At 69.9% G+C, this 15,717-nt stretch carries 19 protein-coding genes; 13 read left to right on the top strand and 6 right to left on the bottom strand.

The genetic code is table 11. The features are described 5' to 3' along the window. Positions 1-47: 47 nt before the first annotated feature. Entirely contained in the window at positions 48-1,217 is a 1,170-nt protein-coding gene (locus ACIOD2_RS18870; protein WP_400539432.1) for a methyltransferase domain-containing protein, read from the bottom strand. Positions 1,218-1,366: 149 nt separating this feature from the next. Here ACIOD2_RS18870 and ACIOD2_RS18865 point away from each other — a divergent pair, with 149 nt between their 5' ends. The 6 genes from ACIOD2_RS18865 to ACIOD2_RS18840 all read left to right on the top strand — a co-directional run bounded on the left by ACIOD2_RS18865 (position 1,367) and on the right by ACIOD2_RS18840 (position 5,875). After that, positions 1,367-1,792 (top strand): helix-turn-helix domain-containing protein, encoded by a 426-nt coding sequence (locus ACIOD2_RS18865; protein ID WP_400539429.1) that lies wholly within the window; start codon positions 1,367-1,369, stop codon positions 1,790-1,792. Beyond that, entirely contained in the window at positions 1,789-2,475 is a 687-nt protein-coding gene (locus tag ACIOD2_RS18860; protein ID WP_400539426.1) for a hypothetical protein, read from the top strand. The genes ACIOD2_RS18865 and ACIOD2_RS18860 overlap by 4 nt, the downstream gene beginning before the upstream one ends. Before the next feature lie 84 nt (positions 2,476-2,559). Continuing rightward, positions 2,560-2,859, top strand: coding sequence for a DUF2516 family protein (locus ACIOD2_RS18855; protein ID WP_400539424.1), 300 nt, complete (start codon positions 2,560-2,562; stop codon positions 2,857-2,859). Between the two features lie 51 nt (positions 2,860-2,910). After that, positions 2,911-3,453: a YbaK/EbsC family protein gene (locus tag ACIOD2_RS18850; RefSeq protein ID WP_326945841.1), complete on the top strand. Its 543-nt coding sequence runs from the start codon at positions 2,911-2,913 to the stop codon at positions 3,451-3,453. Next, a complete protein-coding gene (locus ACIOD2_RS18845) occupies positions 3,450-4,457 on the top strand; it encodes an ornithine cyclodeaminase family protein (protein ID WP_323329286.1) in 1,008 nt (335 codons plus the stop codon). Before ACIOD2_RS18850 ends, ACIOD2_RS18845 begins: the two co-directional genes overlap by 4 nt. After that, on the top strand, positions 4,454-5,875 hold the full coding sequence (locus ACIOD2_RS18840; RefSeq protein WP_400539420.1) for an aromatic amino acid lyase: 1,422 nt from the start codon (positions 4,454-4,456) through the stop codon (positions 5,873-5,875). The genes ACIOD2_RS18845 and ACIOD2_RS18840 overlap by 4 nt, the downstream gene beginning before the upstream one ends. Before the next feature lie 214 nt (positions 5,876-6,089). On the opposite strand, the gene ACIOD2_RS18835 is transcribed toward ACIOD2_RS18840, so the two are convergent. Next, positions 6,090-7,025, bottom strand: coding sequence for a GNAT family N-acetyltransferase (locus ACIOD2_RS18835; RefSeq protein WP_400539418.1), 936 nt, complete (start codon positions 7,023-7,025; stop codon positions 6,090-6,092). 60 nt (positions 7,026-7,085) lie between these two features. Between ACIOD2_RS18835 and ACIOD2_RS18830 the strand changes: the two genes are divergently transcribed. Next, the gene (locus ACIOD2_RS18830; protein ID WP_400539415.1) at positions 7,086-7,649 is read left to right on the top strand and encodes a cadmium resistance transporter; all 564 of its coding nucleotides are present in this window, start codon (positions 7,086-7,088) and stop codon (positions 7,647-7,649) included. Here ACIOD2_RS18830 and ACIOD2_RS18825 read toward each other — a convergent pair. Next, entirely contained in the window at positions 7,646-8,356 is a 711-nt protein-coding gene (locus ACIOD2_RS18825) for an ABC transporter permease (protein WP_400539413.1), read from the bottom strand. The two genes, ACIOD2_RS18830 and ACIOD2_RS18825, sit on opposite strands and share 4 nt — an antisense overlap. Further along, positions 8,353-9,051, bottom strand: coding sequence for an ABC transporter permease (locus tag ACIOD2_RS18820; protein ID WP_400539410.1), 699 nt, complete (start codon positions 9,049-9,051; stop codon positions 8,353-8,355). Before ACIOD2_RS18820 ends, ACIOD2_RS18825 begins: the two co-directional genes overlap by 4 nt. A gap of 138 nt (positions 9,052-9,189) precedes the next feature. Between ACIOD2_RS18820 and ACIOD2_RS18815 the strand changes: the two genes are divergently transcribed. After that, positions 9,190-10,113 (top strand): ABC transporter substrate-binding protein, encoded by a 924-nt coding sequence (locus tag ACIOD2_RS18815; protein WP_323329298.1) that lies wholly within the window; start codon positions 9,190-9,192, stop codon positions 10,111-10,113. Between the two features lie 54 nt (positions 10,114-10,167). Here the strand turns inward: ACIOD2_RS18815 and ACIOD2_RS18810 are convergent, their stop codons facing one another. Together ACIOD2_RS18810 and ACIOD2_RS18805 are read right to left on the bottom strand one after the other, a co-directional pair. After that, entirely contained in the window at positions 10,168-10,956 is a 789-nt protein-coding gene (locus ACIOD2_RS18810; RefSeq protein WP_400539407.1) for a class I SAM-dependent methyltransferase, read from the bottom strand. Positions 10,957-10,985: 29 nt separating this feature from the next. Beyond that, the gene (locus ACIOD2_RS18805) at positions 10,986-11,483 is read right to left on the bottom strand and encodes a MarR family transcriptional regulator (RefSeq protein ID WP_400539404.1); all 498 of its coding nucleotides are present in this window, start codon (positions 11,481-11,483) and stop codon (positions 10,986-10,988) included. Positions 11,484-11,548: 65 nt separating this feature from the next. Between ACIOD2_RS18805 and ACIOD2_RS18800 the strand changes: the two genes are divergently transcribed. From ACIOD2_RS18800 to ACIOD2_RS18780, 5 genes are all read left to right on the top strand, one after another. After that, positions 11,549-12,406 carry an NAD(P)H-binding protein gene (locus ACIOD2_RS18800; RefSeq protein ID WP_400539402.1) on the top strand — a complete coding sequence of 286 codons (858 nt, stop codon included), beginning with the start codon at positions 11,549-11,551 and terminating at the stop codon, positions 12,404-12,406. A 673-nt stretch (positions 12,407-13,079) separates the two neighbouring features. Next, on the top strand, positions 13,080-13,745 hold the full coding sequence (locus ACIOD2_RS18795; RefSeq protein ID WP_400539399.1) for an NAD(P)-dependent oxidoreductase: 666 nt from the start codon (positions 13,080-13,082) through the stop codon (positions 13,743-13,745). Between the two features lie 10 nt (positions 13,746-13,755). Further along, positions 13,756-14,109 (top strand): DoxX family protein, encoded by a 354-nt coding sequence (locus ACIOD2_RS18790; RefSeq protein ID WP_400539397.1) that lies wholly within the window; start codon positions 13,756-13,758, stop codon positions 14,107-14,109. A gap of 38 nt (positions 14,110-14,147) precedes the next feature. Next, the gene (locus ACIOD2_RS18785; RefSeq protein ID WP_400539394.1) at positions 14,148-14,582 is read left to right on the top strand and encodes an SRPBCC family protein; all 435 of its coding nucleotides are present in this window, start codon (positions 14,148-14,150) and stop codon (positions 14,580-14,582) included. 97 nt (positions 14,583-14,679) lie between these two features. Continuing rightward, positions 14,680-15,696 carry an NADP-dependent oxidoreductase gene (locus ACIOD2_RS18780; RefSeq protein WP_400539392.1) on the top strand — a complete coding sequence of 339 codons (1,017 nt, stop codon included), beginning with the start codon at positions 14,680-14,682 and terminating at the stop codon, positions 15,694-15,696. Positions 15,697-15,717 lie beyond the last annotated feature (21 nt).

The following is a 15,717-nucleotide window of genomic DNA, read 5'->3' as shown; positions in this document are numbered from 1 at the left end:
GGCGGGGGCTGCTCTTGTGGCGGCGGCCGCTCTTGTGGTGGCGGGGCTCAGGCCAGCGGCCAGGTGCGGCCGTTCGGGGCGTCGAGCCAGAACTCCTGGCGCTCGCCGGCCACCGTCACGCCGAACCGGTCGCGCTCCGGCTTGTCCAGCTCGCACCACTCCACGTACGCCGCTTCGGCGACCTCCCACAGCGCGCGCGGGCCGCCCTGGGCGACCTCGTGCGCGCCGGCGCGCTTGCGGTGGCGGACCCACGAGCCGTCCGGGTGGACCAGCGCGATGCCGGCCTCGCCCGGGCCGCCCGCGGTCGGATCGACGCCGTCGTGTTCCCGCACCGCCCGCACCCCCGGCAGCGACAGCCCGGCGAAGAACTCGAACTGCTTGCGCGGCTGCAGCAGCGTCGACATCGGCAGCCGCGTCTGCTCCCAGTCTTCGCGCGACGGCATCGGCAACGGCTCGGTGTCCGGCAGCCGATGCGCGCGAAGCGGCATGAAGCGGCCGTCTCGCGCGAGGACCGGCCCCTGCGCGGCGCCGTCGTCACCCACGACGAGCCGGACCAGCCCGGCGCCGATCGGGCGGTTGAGCGTCGTCACGATCAGGCCGCCCGGCACCGTCTGCTCCAGCCACGCCGGCGGGATCGACGTCACCGACGCCGTGCACAGCACCCGGTCGAAGACGGTCCCCGCGGGGAAGCCGAGCGCGCCGTCGCCGACCGCGCACGCCGGCCGGTAACCGGCCTCGGCCAGGCGTTCGCGCGCGTCGGCGACGATCCCGGGGTCGATGTCCACTGTGGACACCTGGCCGGCGCCGCAGCGGTGGCTGAGCAGGGCGGCGTTGTACCCGGTGCCGGTGCCGATCTCGAGCACGCGGTGCCCGTCCCGCACCCGCAGCTCTTCGAGCATGATCGCCATGATCGCGGGCATGCTCGACGAGCTCGTGGGCGTGCCCGTCACCGGCCCGGACGTCCGGGCGAGCTCCCAGCGGCCTGGCTCGTCGTCCAGCTGCGTCACCAGGACTTCGCGCGAGTAGACGGCCTCGAGCCAGCCGGGATCACCGCGCTCGACCGCTGCCCACAGTCCGCCTGCCGCGGTGAAGAACCGCGGCAGGAAGACGTGGCGGGGGACCGCGCGGAACGCGGCGATCCATTCCGGGGCGTGCAGGACGTCCTCGTCGAGCAGCAGCTCGACGAGCCGTCGCCGCAGCCGGGCCGCGCTCGTCATGCGACCACGTTAGCGGTGAGCACCACCACACCCGATGTTGCAAGCAGGGTGCTTGCAATAGCTAGCACACGCGCGTAGCGTCGTTGGTGTCGCGAGGAGGTGACCGGATGACAGAAACCGGTGGGACGCAGCCAGGATCCGGCAGCCCCATGGAGAAGGTCGCGGACATCGCTTCCGACATCGGCGAGTACATCCGCCAGCAGCGCAACACCGCGAAGATCTCGTTGCGCCAGCTGTCGAAGCTCGCCGGAGTGTCCAACCCGTACCTGAGTCAGATCGAGCGCGGGGTGCGCAAGCCCAGCGCCGAGATCCTGCAGCAGATCGCCAAGGGACTGCGCATTTCAGCCGAGGCGCTGTATGTGCAGGCCGGGATCCTCGATCTGCCGACGGGTGGTCCGGTGGGCGACGCGATTCGCGCCGACGCCGAGCTGACCGAACGGCAGAAGCAGGTCCTGCTCGACGTCTACGAGTCCTTCCGACGGGAGAACGCCGCGGCACGGCCGGCCGCCGAATCCCCCACCGCAGACACCACTGACACCACACCAGCCGCAGACACCAAGAAGGAGTCAGCATGACCACCCCCAAGACCGAAGACGTCAAGAAGGCCGTCAACACCGCCCTCGACCAGGTCCGCACCCCGCTGCTCGCCGCGCTCGGCGCCGGCAACCTGGCCGGCCAGGCCGTCACCGACGCCGTGGCCAAGGCCCGCGAGAACGTGACCAAGAGCAGCGAGACCGCCCGCAAGAACCTGCAGGAGCTGCCGACCGACGTCGAGAGCCTCCGCGAGAAGCTCGACCCGGCCGAGCTGCGCAAGGTCATCGACGAGTACACCGAGGCCGCGCTGAAGCTGTACAACAAGCTGGCCGAGTCGGGCGAGCAGGCGTGGGACAAGTTCTCCACCCAGCCGCAGGTCAAGAAGGCCATCGAGCAGCTCGAGGAGGCCCTGACCACCGCGCAGGGTCAGGTCGAGGGTGTCACCACCGAGGTGCGCGAGCGCGTCGACGGCGTGCTGGGCACCTTTACCAAGCGCACCCGCTCGGTCGGCGAGAAGACCGCCCGCAAGGTGACCGAGGTCGCCGGCGAAGCCGCCGAGGCCGTCGAGGAGCTGGGTGACGACGTCGCCCACGAGACCCGCTCGGTGTCCCGCAAGGTCGCGAACAAGACGGCCCCGAAGACGGCCGCCCCGGCCCGCCGGACCACCACCGGCACCACCGGCACCGCCGCGAAGAAGCCGGCCGCGCCGAAGGCCGACAAGTAAAAACGCCGTGAACCCCCGGCCCCGCCACCGTCCCCTCGGTGGCGGGGCCGGGGTCGTACGGGCGGTTTGCCGTAAGCTGTGGCTGTGCTAGTCGCCGTCTGGATCATCGAAGTCATCCACTGGGGCAGCGCGCTGGTCGGGCTCTTCGCCTTCGTGCACGCGCTGCTCCAGCGTGCCGACGCGTACTCCGCGGCTGACCGCAAGTCCAAGCCCATCTGGATGCTGATCACCGGCGGGGCCACCCTGGCGATGGTGCTGTTCTACCTGGATCCCTTCTCCCCGGGCATGATCTTCTGGGTGCCCGCGGCCGCGGCGTCGCTCGTCTACCTCGTGGACGTGCGCCCCAAGCTCATCGAGGTCCAGCGCGGCGGCTCCAACTGGTGAGCTCCTTCCCGCCCCCGCCGCACTCGGCGGGGGCGCTGTTTTAATGGGGTCGTGACCTGGACCATCGCCGGGAGCCTGACCGTCGTTCCCGCACCCACGCGTACTGACCTCCTCGCCGAGCCCGTGGCCAAGGCGCTGGCCGCGCTCGCCGAACCGGATGCCATCGGCGTCACGGAAATCGACCCGTCGCTGGCCGACACCGCCGCCTTCTGCGAGGCCTACGGCTCGCCGCTGACGGCGTCGGCCAACTGCGTCGTCGTCGCCGGCAAGCGCTCCGGCGAAGTCCGCTTCGCGGCCGCGCTCGTGCTCGCGACGACCCGCGCCGACGTCAACGGCGTGATCAAGCGCCGCCTCGACGTCCGCAAAGCGTCGTTCGCGCCGATGGACGAAGCCGTCTCACTCACCGGGATGGAGTACGGCGGCATCACGCCCGTCGGCCTGCCCGCCGAGTGGCCGATCCTGATCGACAAGGCCGTCGCCGACGCGCCCGAGCTGGTCATCGGCAGCGGGATCCGCGGCAGCAAGCTGCTGATTTCCGGCGCAGCGCTGGCTGCGCTGCCCGGGGCCGAGGTCATCGAGGGTCTCGCGCAGTGACGTCGGTCTGGCTCCGGTACCTGACCGGCGCCGACATCGACTCGCTCGGCGTTACGGACGCGGACATCGTCGGTGCGGTCGAAGACGTGCTCGCCGACCACGGCCGCGGTCAGGTCGTCTTCGAGCCGCGCACGCACCTCGTGCCGGACAACGGTGGCAAGGGCCACTTCAACATCCTTCGTGGCCACCTGTCGGCGAAGCAGGTCAGTGGTGTGAAGGTCGTCGGTGACTTCGTGGGGAACTTCGAACGGGGCCTCCCTTCGGAGATGGCGTTGATCCTGCTGCTGGACCCGGACACCGGCATGCCGCGGGCGATCGTCGACGGCACGATGATCACCGAAGCTCGCACCGGCGCGATGACCGCCGTCGGCGCGAAGTACCTCGCCCGCCCGGACTCGCGCGTGCTCGGGCACATCGGCGCCCGCGGTACGGCCTGGTGGAACGTCGTGCTGCTGGACTCGTTGTTCGACTTCGCCGAGATCCGCGTGACCAGCAAGCGCCCGGAGTCACGTGAGGACTTCGGCCGCCGGCTGTCCGAGCGGCTCGGCAAGGACGTCCGCGTCTGCGCCACGGCCGAGGAGACCCTGGACGGCGCGGACATCCAGGTCGAGGCCTCCCGGCTGGTCGAACCCGAGGCGCTGGTGCGCCGCGAGTACCTCCGGCCGGGCACTTTCCTGGTGCCCTACGGCACGATCAGCGCGTTGGAGCTCACGCTGCTCGAAGACGTCGACAAGGTCGTCGTCGACGATTGGCGCGAATCGCAGTCCGGCAACCCGCGATTCGGCGCCCTGCGCCCGCAGCTCAACGCCGGCCTCCTCACCGCGGACGGGGTCCACGCCGAGATCGGCGACATCGTGGCGGGCAAGAAGCCCGGCCGCGAGCACGACGCCGAGCGAATTCTGTTCTGGCACCGCGGACTGTCCACAACGGACGTCGCGGTGGCGAACATGATCCTGGCCCGTGCCGAGGCTTCCGGCGTCGGCACCATGCTGCCGTACCGATGATGATCACCGGAAGCGATTTCGCCGACGGTGAACGGTTGGTTCTGGACAAACCGCTGGTAGAAGCCTTGATGCGGCGTCGGAACGAAGTCTTGACGGCCCTCCGAACGGGTGAAAACCCGGTGTACGGCGTCAACACCGGGATGGGCCGCCTCGCGGGTGTCGCGCTCGACGCGCGCCAGCAGGCCGAACACCAGCGGAACCTGCTGATCGGCCGCGCCGTCGGCGGGCCGCCGTGGTTGCCGCCGGAGGACGTCCGCGCGCTGCTTGTCCTGCGGCTGCGCGACTTCCTGCGCCCGTGGTCGGGCGTGAGCCCGGACCTGGTGCAGTTCCTGGTCGACCGCCTGAACGACGGTTTCACCCCCGCGGTTCCGCGTACTGGACTGGGTAGTTCGGGCGAAATCATCCCGCTGTCGCACGCTTTCCAGACGTTCCTGGGGATCGGCACGGTCCTCGAGAACGGCGTCGAGACGCCCGCGGCCAAGGCGCTCGCCGCGCGTGGAGCCGCGCCCTACGTCCTCGGGCCGAAGGAAGGCGCGTCGCTGATCCAGGGGTCGCCGATGGCCGTGATGCTCGCGCAGCGCGGCTGGGCGGAGGCGCTGCGGCTGATCCGCCTGCAGACGCTGACGGCGGCTGTCGCGATCGACATTCTCGGCGCGCCCCGTGCGGTGTTCTCACCGGTCATGGCCGGCGGTGACGACCAGTTGCGGAACCTGCTGGAGGAACTGAACGCCCTGGTCAGCGATGGTTTCGTGCGTCCGAACGTCGTCCAAGCGCCCCTTTCGGTGCGAGTCGCGCCGCGCGCGTTGGCTCACGCGAGCCGCGTCGCCGAGGACCTGCGCGAGACCTGGCTGCGCTGGGAGTCGATGCCCGGGGATTCGCCGTCGTTCGTCGACGGGGAATTCGTGCCGGGCACCGGCTATCACGCGGTGGACCTCGGGTTGCGGATGGACGCGCTGACGGCGGCGCTGGTGCACCTCGGCGAGGTGTCGGTGCAGCGGACGCACCGGCTGCTCGACGAGCGCTTCAGCGGCCTCCCGCCGCAGCTCACGGCCGATCCCGGCCCGCGTGCCGGGCTGGTGCCGCTGCACAAGCGCGCGGTGGGCGAGCTGCACGCGCTGCGCCGTCTCGCGACGCCGGCGACGCTCGGTTCGATCGACACCTCGGCCGGCCAGGAGGACGTGCAAGCGTTTGCGTGGGCGGCGGGGGAGCAGCTGCGTTCGGCGGCGGCCCACCTGTTCGCGATCACAGCGTGCGAGCTGGTCACGGGCTCCCAGGCACAGTATTTGGCCAGTGGCGAAGGTGCTGCGGGGCTTCGCGAGTCGTACGAATGGGTGCGGTCCGTGGTGCCACCGCTGGATGAGGATCGCCCGCTCGGCCCCGAGATCGAGCGCCTGATCGCCGCCTGCCGCGCCGGCTGACCGCGTCCAGGACACCGAACTTCCTTACCGCGCCGGGCTTTGCGTCCTTATAGCTTCGCGCGCGTGGGGGCGCCCCCGGTCTCGAGTCTATCGGCCGGTGCCGACAATTCCGGGCCGCGCAAGGGAAATCCCCCGAGTTGTCCACAGGCCCGTCCCGATGTGGACAACCGGCTGGGAACCGCACTCGAATCGGACAGGCTGGACGCCGCGGCCGCTACGTTCGTCGGTGTGCGCCCTCCGGGGACGCGGACCCCGAGGAAGGAGGGATACGCCGGTGGGTCCGGGTGAAGGTGAGGGTGCGCGCATAAGGGCGGAAGCCGAGGTCGCGGTACAACGGGAGGGCAGCTGGGGATTTCGGGTGACCGATCACGGGATACACCACGGCTTTGCGGGCGCCGGCGTCACGTGCCGCGTGCAGCGCGGCGAGGCACACCGCGCGGGCCAGGCCCGAACGACGGAACTCCGGCAAGGTTCCGACGGGCTCCAGCTCGCCGACGGCATTGTGTTCGTCGAGCCAGATCAGGCACTGGGCGGCGAACCGGCCGTCGGGTGCTTCCACGATCCAATCCAGGTGTTCGCGGTACGGCCAGGCCGTCATGACGTTGCGGTAGCTCGCTTCGGTCACCCGCGACGGGTGCCACACCGCACGGTGCACGGCCACGCGCCGCGCCAGATCGTCCGCGCCGACCGGCCGGACGGTGAACCCGCCGGGCACCACCGGTGCCGGCAGATCTTCGAGGAGGCGAGACATGTACGACTGGAAAACGGGACTCTCCTGAAGCGCGTAACCGCTTCGCTCCAACGCGGCGACGACATGCTTCTCGGCGTCGAGCACGGTGACACTGAGCTCGTCGGCGACAGCGGTGTCCTCGAACCAGCCGAGCACCTCGGACACGAGTTCGGGGCGCGCGGGATCGACGAGCAGCGCCAGTTCACCGGGTAGCGAAACCCAGCCCCAGGCGACGACTTCGCTTCCCGCTTCCCACAGCGCGGTCGGCCACTCGGCTTCCCGGCCGACGTGCTGGAACCGCTGCCACGCGAGGTCGCCGACGTGCACCGAACTCGACGGCGACCAGATCCGCTGGGCCAGCGTCTGCATGGTCCGGAGGTCCTCCGAGCCGGTGTAGTCGCGGCGCGTGACGGCGGGCATGGGCAGAATCGTCCTGTCCCGCGTCGGCTCCTGCCAAGCGGATTTCCGGGAGGGGCGGGTGTGGACGTCGGGCTGATCGGGCGTGCGGCCGCGATGTTCGCCATGACGAACGTCGACGACCTCGTGCTGCTCGCGGTGTTCTTCGGCCAGGCGGCCGGGCGTCGCGGCGAGCTCGAGGTCGTGGCCGGGCAGTTCCTCGGCTTCGCGGCGATCTTGACCGCGTCGGTCGCCGGCGCGCTCGGGGCGGGGCTGCTTCCGGAGAGTGCCGTCCGCTGGCTGGGCGTCCTGCCGGTGCTGCTCGGGATCCGCGCGGCCTGGCAGGCGTGGCGCAGGGACGACATCGAACCGGCTTCGGCGAGTGGCGTGCTCGCGGTCGCGGCGGTGTGCTTCGCCAACGGCGGCGACAACATCGGCGTGTACGTGCCCGCGTTCGCGGCGACCGGACCCGCGGGTCTGGTCGGCTACGGCGTGGTGTTCCTGGTGGGCGTCGCGGCGTGGTGCGTGCTCGGCCGGTACCTCGCGACCCGGCCGGGCGTGGCACGGGGCCTCGCGCGCTGGGGGCACGTGGTGCTGCCCGTGATGCTGATCGTGCTCGGCGTCCTGATCCTGGTCGGCGCGTTCTAGTCGCGGCGTGCGTTCTGGAGGGCGAGGCCGCGTGGCGTCGCGAGGCGGGTGATCAACGCGAACGCGCCGTCGCACAGGAGGGCCAGGACCACCGCGGCCAGGCCACCGGCGAAGATCTCGCCGTAACCCTGGGCGCCCAACGCGAAGCCGTCGACGATGTAGCGGCCGAGGCCGCCGCCGTCGTTGACGATCGCGCCGATCGCGACCGTGGCGATCAGCTGGAGGAACGAGACGCGGGCGCCCGCCAGGATGATCGGCGACGCCAGCGGGAGCTCGAGTCGCAGCATGATCTGCCACTCGCGGTAGCCCGTGCCGCGGGCGGCGTCCACCGTCTCCTGCTCCAGGGAGACCACGCCGGCGTAGGTGTTGGTGAACAACGGCGGCATCGCCAGGGCGACCAGCGCCAGCAGGAGGGGCCAGAACGTCGTGTCCAGCTCCCAGCGGCTGGCCAGGAACCAGAACAGGATGATCAAGCCGAAACTCGGGATCGCGCGGCCGATGTTGACCGCGCTGCTCGCGAGGAACGCACCCCGGCGGTAGTGGGCCAGCCACAGGGCCGCCGGGATCGTCAGCACGGCCGCGACCACGAGGGCGAGGAGGGAGAACCTGAGGTGCTCGAGCGTCCGGTAGGGGATGCCGGCCTTGTCGGTCCAGCTCCAGCGGTTGGGGTCGGACAGCCAGGCGTTCAGCTGGTCGAAGAAGCTCATCGCGCCTGCACCTTCCGGGTCCAGGGGGCCAGCAGGCGTTCGCTGAACCAGAGGATCAGGTCGACGACGACGGCCAGGACCACCGACAGCAGCACGCCGACGATGATCTCCGTCGGGTTGGGGGTGGCCGTCTGGATGCCGGCGCGGATGAAGTAGCCCAGGCCACCGAGGCCGAGCATCGAGGTGACCGTGACCAGGCCGATGGTCGTCACGGCGGCCACGCGCAGGCCGGCGATGACGACCGGCAGGGCCAGCGGCAGCTCGATCTGCCACAGCAGCCTGCCGCGCGTGTAGCCCATGCCGATCGCGGCCTCGCGGACCTCGTTGGGCACCTGGTCGACGCCGGTGACGATGTTGCGGACCAGGATGAGCAGCGTGTACGTCGCGAGCGGGATCATCGCGGTCACGAACGTCAGCCCGAAGAACGGCACCAGTACGGCGAACGCGCCGAGGCTCGGGATCACGTACAGCGCGCCCGCGGTGCTCAGGATGACCCCGTACGACCAGCGGAAGCGCAGCGAAAACACCGCCAGCGCGATGGAGACCACCAAGCCGATACCGAGCGCGGCACCGGTCAGTGAGATGTGCTCGACGAGGCGCTGGGCGATGTCGTCGGCGTTGCGGTCGACCCAGCGCCACTGGAAGATCGGCGGTCCGCTGTCGGCGGCCAACGGGGTCACCGCGGTCACATGCACCGGCCGACCCTACCCCGATCGGGCGGTGAAATTCCGCAGGCTGGGAATCCTGGGCACCTTCTCCCAACATGTGGATAGTTGTCGGTGGGTCGGGCTAGGGTCCTTTCGTCTGTTCGAGTGACGAGGGAGTGGGGATTCGTGCGCTGGTTCCGGAACGCGTCCGTGATGGCGGTGGCCGTCGCGGCGACGCTCGGCTTGGCCGCCTGTGGTGGTGGCAGCGACAGCGGTGACAAGCCCGCCGCGCAGAGCAAGGGTGGGGCGCCGATCGTCGTCGCCTCCTTCAACTTCACCGACAGCCAGATCCTCGCCGAGATCTACGCGCAGGCGCTGGAGGCCAAGGGCTACCCGGTGACGCGCAAGCTCAATCTGGGCTCGCGCGAGCTGATCTACCCGTCGCTGAAGTCCGGAGAGCTGCAGTTCATCCCGGAGTACCAGGGCGCGGCGATCACCACCGGCTTCGGCAAGGACGCCGGGAAGACCGCGCAGGAGGAGCACGACCAGCTCGCGAAGCTGTTCGAGCCCAGCGGCGTCTCGCTGCTGAACTTCGCCGCGGCCGAGGACAAGAACACCTACATCGTCAAGTCCGACCTGGCCAAGGACAAGGGCATCGCCTCGATCAGCGACCTGAAGAAGCTGGACAAGGTCGTCATGGCGGGCCCGCCGGAGTGCGAGAAGCGCCTTCCGTGCTTCCAGGGCTTCAAGGACGTCTACAAGCTGACGAACGCCACCTTCCAGACGATCCAGGAAGCCGGGCCGCGGGTCGAACAGCTCAAGTCCGGTGCCGTCACGGTGATCCCGGTCGACTCGGTCAGCCCGCTGACCGGTGACTCGAACTACACCGTGCTCAAGGACGACCTGAACATCGTGCCGACCGAGAACGTCGTGCCGGCGGTGAACAAGAAGGTGCTCGACGAGCGTGGCGCCGACTTCGCCACCGCCGTCAACGCGGTGAGCGCGAAGCTCACGACCGACGTCATGCGGGACCTGAACAAGCGCGTCGACTCCGACGGCGAGAAGGCCGCCGACGTCGCGAAGGACTGGCTGTCCCAGGCCGGTCTCTGACCAACCGCTCGCTGACCAACCGCGCGAAGGCCGTCCCGGAAGGGGCGGCCTTCGTCATGCGGTCGCCGTGCCGCGCACGACCCAGGCGCGGGCCGACAGCGGGATCGAGCCGTCCGGGCTGGTCGGCAGGCGGCTGCGCAGCAGCTCGCGCAGCTGCGAGCGGCGTGCCTCGGGGAGCGTCATGAGGTACGCCGGCGCCGGACCCTGGCCGCCGAGGAACGGCGTCCAGTAGTCGTCGAAGCCGGTGAACACCGTGGGGACCTTGATCTCCTCGACGGACACCGCGTCGAAGCCCGCTTCGGTCCACAGGCGGCCGAGCGGTTCCGGGCGGCACAACGGGAAAAGGCGGCCTTCGTCGGGCACCGCCGGGTCGAGCTCGCCGGCGGCCTCCCAGAAGTGCCGGATCAGCTGCATGCCTTCGGCGAGGTCCCAGACGTACGCGGCGGCCAGGCCACCCGAGGCGGTCACCCGGGCGATCTCCGCAGCGGCCTGCGCCGGGTCGGAGACGAAGTTGAGGACCAGGCCGGTCACGACGACGTCGAAGCGGTCGTCTTCGAACGGCAGCGAGCGCGCGTCGGCGACCTGGAACGTCACACGCGGGTCGGTGACGCCGGCGCGGGCAGTCGTCAGGAACTGCTCGGACGGGTCCACGCCGACGACTTCCGCGGGATCGCCCGCGGCCAGCACAGCCGACGTCAGCGCGCCGGTGCCGCAGCCGACGTCCAGCCAACGGCGGCTCGTCGGGGCGCCGAGCTGCCGGACGAACGTCTCCGCGACGCGCCGGCTCCACCGCCCGATGTAGGCCTCATACGCGTCCCCGGCCACCCACATGTCTCCCGCCACGGTGCGAGTAGAACACACAAAAGCCCAGGTCAGCTGTTGGCCAAATCACCCGTCGCGGCGCTTCCCGCCGTCTTCGCACGGCGGAGGAAGTCGGTGATCAGGTCCAGTTCGGCTTCGCTGTATTCGTCGCAGATCTCGTCCAGCGCGGCGTTCATGCTCGAATACAGCCGGAACAGCTCGGCGTTGCGGCCACGGACCGCGCGCACGGCGATCGCGCGCCGGTCGGACGCCTCCGGGTCGCGCTCCCGGACGATCCAGCCACCCTTCTGCAGCCGGTCGAGGATCCCGGTCATCGTCGCCGGGTGCAGACCAGCGCTGCGGGCGACCGCGCTCGGGCTCATCGGGCCGTACCGGGCGATCAGCTCGAGGCAGTCCAGGTCGACGTCCTTGAGTGCTAGGTGGGAGCTGACCTGGTGGTTCAGCAGCGAAAGCTGGTTCCGCAGTTCGCGCAGCGACTCCTTGACGGCCACGGTCGACCGCCGATGACGGCGCGCGGCGTCCGCCCCACCACCTGCTACGGAACTCATATGATATGCTCCTCGTATCATCTGAACTTCAGGTACAAGCGTAACCCAGGGGAAGGGGTTCCCTCATGATCGTGCTCACCGGGGCGACCGGCTTGGTCGGCCGTCTCCTCGTCGCCGAGCTCAGGGGTCACGAAGTCCGTGTCATCACCCGCTCGCCGAAGGACGCGGGCTTCCCGGCGGACGTCGAGGTCGTCGAAGGCGACCCGCAACGGCCGGAAACCCTCGAGAACGCACTGCGCGGCGCGGATGTGCTGTTCCTCCACTCGCGCGCGGTCGGCGACGCCGCGTACGACGTCGTCGCGCGGGCCCGGGATCTCGGTGTCCGGCGGGTGGTCGCGCTCGCCGCGGCCAACGTGGACGACCGGCTCGACGCGCAGCCGTCGCGGTTCCGCGGCGACCGCAACAAGGAGGTCGACGACGCGGCCGCCACGAGCGGACTGGAATGGGTCAGCCTGCGGCCCAGCTCGTTCGCGCTCAACGCCCTCACCGCGTGGGGCGGGCAGATCCTCGCGGGCGACGACGTCCGCTACGTGTACGCGGACTTCGAGGAGTCGCCGCTCCACGAACGCGACCTGGCCGAGGTGCTGGCCAAAGCCCTCCTCGACGACGACTTGCTCGGCCGGCGCCTCGATCTCACCGGCCCGGAATCGTTGTCCCACAAGGAAATGGTGCAGCAGATCGGCACCGCGCTCGGAAGACCCCTGCGGTTCCACGAGGTCCCGGCGCCGATCGCGGCGAAGGGCATGCTGGCCAACGGACTCCCGGAACCGTTCGTCACCGCGATGATGGCCCGCTACGCCGCGCACCTCGTCCGGCCACAGTTCCCGCCGACGGCCGAGGTCGAGAAGATCCTCGGCCGCCCGGCGCGCACCTTCGCCGAGTGGGCCGCCGACCACACCGCCGACTTCGGTGGGGCGCAATGACCGAACGGCTGCCGAGCACGCCGCAGACTCCGGTGTGCCGCGGTGAATGGGTGGGCTGTCGGTCGGGCCGCGTGGTTCGGAGTGTTGCGGTGAACGAACAGCGGCTGGGCATGCCGTTGGCTGTGGTGGCTCGCGGCGAGCGAATGAGTCGCCGGCTAGGCCGTGTGGTTCTGGGTGTGGCGGTGAGCGAGCAGCGGCTAGGCATGCCGTTGGCTTCAGTGGCTCGCGGCGAACGAATGGTTTGCCGGTCAGGCCGTGTGGTTCTGGGTGTGGTGGTGAGTGAGCAGCGGTCGACGATGTTGCGGCCTTCGGTGTGCCGAGGTGAATGGGTGGATCGCCGACCAAGCCGCTTGCTTCGGGCTGTGGCGGTGAGCGAGCAGCCGCCGACGACGTTGCGGGCTTCGGCGTGTCGTGGCGAGCGAGTGGGGCGCCGGCCGGGTCGCGCGGTTCGGGGTGTGGCGGTGAGCGAGCGGTCGTCGAGCACGTCGCGGGGTTCGGTGGGGCGCGGTGAGCGGGTGGGTTGCCGGTCAGGTCGCGCGGTTTGGGATGTGGTGGTGAAAGACCAGCCGCCGACTTCGGTGTGCGGCGGTGACCGAGCGGGCCGCCGCTCGCGATGGTGTGTTGTCGTGAACGGGTGGGCTGCCGACCATGCCACTCACCTTGGGGTGCTGCGGTGAAGCTGACACTCTTTGCCGCAACCGGGCGGACTGGTGCGCATGTGCTTGAGCAGGCCCTTGCCGCCGGGCATGAGGTTACTGCCGTGGTGCGGAATCCGGACGCTGTCACGGCGCCGGTTCACATCATCCGGGCGGACTTGGTCGCGGCCGATCCGACGGTGCTCAAGTCCGCAGTGGACGGTTGTGATGCCGTGATCTCCGCGCTGGGGCCGCGGCACCACGGTGAGTACGGCGTCACGTCCGGCGGCACTCGGGCCATCGTCGCAGCGATGATGGCGGCCGGGGTGCGGCGGCTGGTTGTGGTGAGTGTGGCCGGCATTTCGACCATTCCGACGCCGAGTCGTCCGAATCCGCCGAAGCGGGATCCGGGGGTGGGGTTCTTCACGCGGACCGTGCTGTCGCCGCTGGCGAACCTGCGGTTGCGGAAGCACTACGAGGACGTCGCCCTGATGGAGCACGAGCTCCGGGTGAGCGGCCTCGACTGGACGTCTGTGCAACTGCCTCTGCTGATCGATAAGCCGCCTACCGGGCATTACCGGATCGCGTACGAGCAGAGCGTCCGCGGTGGTTTCCGGATCGCGCGGGCGGATGCCGCTCAGTTTGTCCTCCGCTCGGTTGGCATGCCGGAAACTGTGCGGCATTCCGTTGCCGTCGCGTACTGAAGGGAGATCGATGACCACAGCTTTCCTGATCGTCTCGCTGGTCGGCGTGGCACTCAACGGCTTCTCCGGCGTCGCTGCCCTCGTGCACTTCAAGGCGATCCTGCCGGGGATGGCCGCCGCCGGGGTGCCGGAGTCGTGGTTGACCTTTCCTATTGGCACTCTTAAGACGGCCGGTGCGCTTGGGCTGCTGGTCGGCGTCGTCTGGGCGCCCGTCGGGGTGGCCGCCGCGGCCGGGCTCGTGCTGTTCTTCGTTTGCGCGATCTACACGCACATCCGGGCGCACGACTACTCCGCCCAGTTCGGCCTGGCGAACGGGTTTCTCGTGGTGAACGCCGCCGCCCTGGCACTCGCGCTCGCGGTCTAGGGTCGACGCTGATCGGGTACCTCGGGAGAAGGAGTGCAATGGGAAAGGTCACGGCCACCGCGGAGCGGACGATCGACGCCCCGGCTGACAAGGTGCGCGCGCTTGTCGCGGACTACGCCGAAACGCGCCCGAAGCTGCTCACCGAGCACTACCGCGACTACGAGGTGACCGAGGGCGGCGTCGGCGCCGGGACCAAGGCCGGCTGGAAGCTGCAGGCGACCTCGAAGCGCGTCCGCGACGTCAAGGCCACCGTCAGCGAGCCGAAGCCCGGCACCCTGGTCGAGACCGACGCGAACTCCAGCATGGTCACCACGTGGACCGTCGACGAGGCCGGCGAGAAGAGCCTGGTCCGGATCGAGACGTCCTGGGACGGCGCCGGCGGCATCGGCGGCTTCTTCGAGAAGACCTTCGCGCCCGGTGGGCTCAAGAAGATCTACGACGGCGTTCTGGGAAAACTTGCGGAGATCGTGTAGCCCGTCACAATCGGAATGTGCGCCCCGGTTACCCGGTTGTACCGGGAGAAATCGGGGCGCCTGCCCCGCTTGACGTCTCGACCTTAGGAGTTCGACGGTGAACGCACCCGCCCAGGCGACCGAGATCCGGCTCGCTTCCCGTCCGCACGGTGTCCCCACGGACGAAAACTTCGCCATCGTGGACACCGAGATCCCCAGCCCGGGCGAGGGCCAGATCCTGGTGCGCAACCTGATCATGAGCGTCGACCCGGCGATGCGCGGGCGCATGCGCGACGTGAAGTCGTACGCGCCGCCCTTCGAGGTCGGCGAAGTGATGTACGGCGGCGCGGTCGGTGAGGTCGTCGAGTCGAACGTCGACGACGTGAAGCCCGGCGACCACGTGCTGCACCAGGCCGGCTGGCGGACCCACGCCGTGCTCGATGCCAAGCGCTTCGTGAAGGTGGACGCCTCCGCCGCGCCGCTGTCGACCTACCTCGGCGTGCTCGGGATGCCGGGCCTGACCGCATACGCGGGCCTGCTGGAGTCCGCCGAGTTCAAGCCGGGCGACACGGTGTTCGTCTCCGGTGCGGCCGGCGCGGTCGGCTCGCTGGTCGGGCAGCTCGCGAAGCTCAAGGGCGCCAAGCGTGTCATCGGCTCGGCCGGGTCGGCGGAGAAGGTCCGGCACCTGGTCGAGGACCTCGGCTTCGACGCCGCGTTCAACTACAAGGACGGGCCGGTCGCCGAGCAGCTGCACAAGGCCGCGCCGGAGGGCATCGACGTCTACTTCGACAACGTCGGCGGTGAGCACCTCGAAGCCGCGATCGACGCGATCACCCTCCACGGCCGGATCGCGGTGTGCGGGATGATCTCGCAGTACAACGCCACCGAGCCGACGCCGGCGCCGCGCAACCTCTCGCAGATCATCGCCAAGCGGATCACCATCCGCGGCCTGCTCGTGCTCGACCACTGGGGCCTGCAGCAGCAGTTCGTCAGCGAGATCGCGCCGCTGGTCAACTCCGGTGAGATCAAGTACTCGGAGACCTTCGTCGACGGCATCCGCAACGCGCCGGAGGCCTTCCTGGGCCTGCTGTCCGGGGCGAACACCGGCAAGATGCTGGTCCGGATCGCCGAGTAAACCAGCCGAGTACCAGCCGAG

The sequence above is a fragment of the Amycolatopsis sp. NPDC088138 genome, from assembly GCF_044741685.1.
In the GTDB taxonomy this organism is placed as follows: Bacteria; Actinomycetota; Actinomycetes; order Mycobacteriales; family Pseudonocardiaceae; genus Amycolatopsis.
This window is presented reverse-complemented; position numbering and strand designations above follow the sequence as displayed.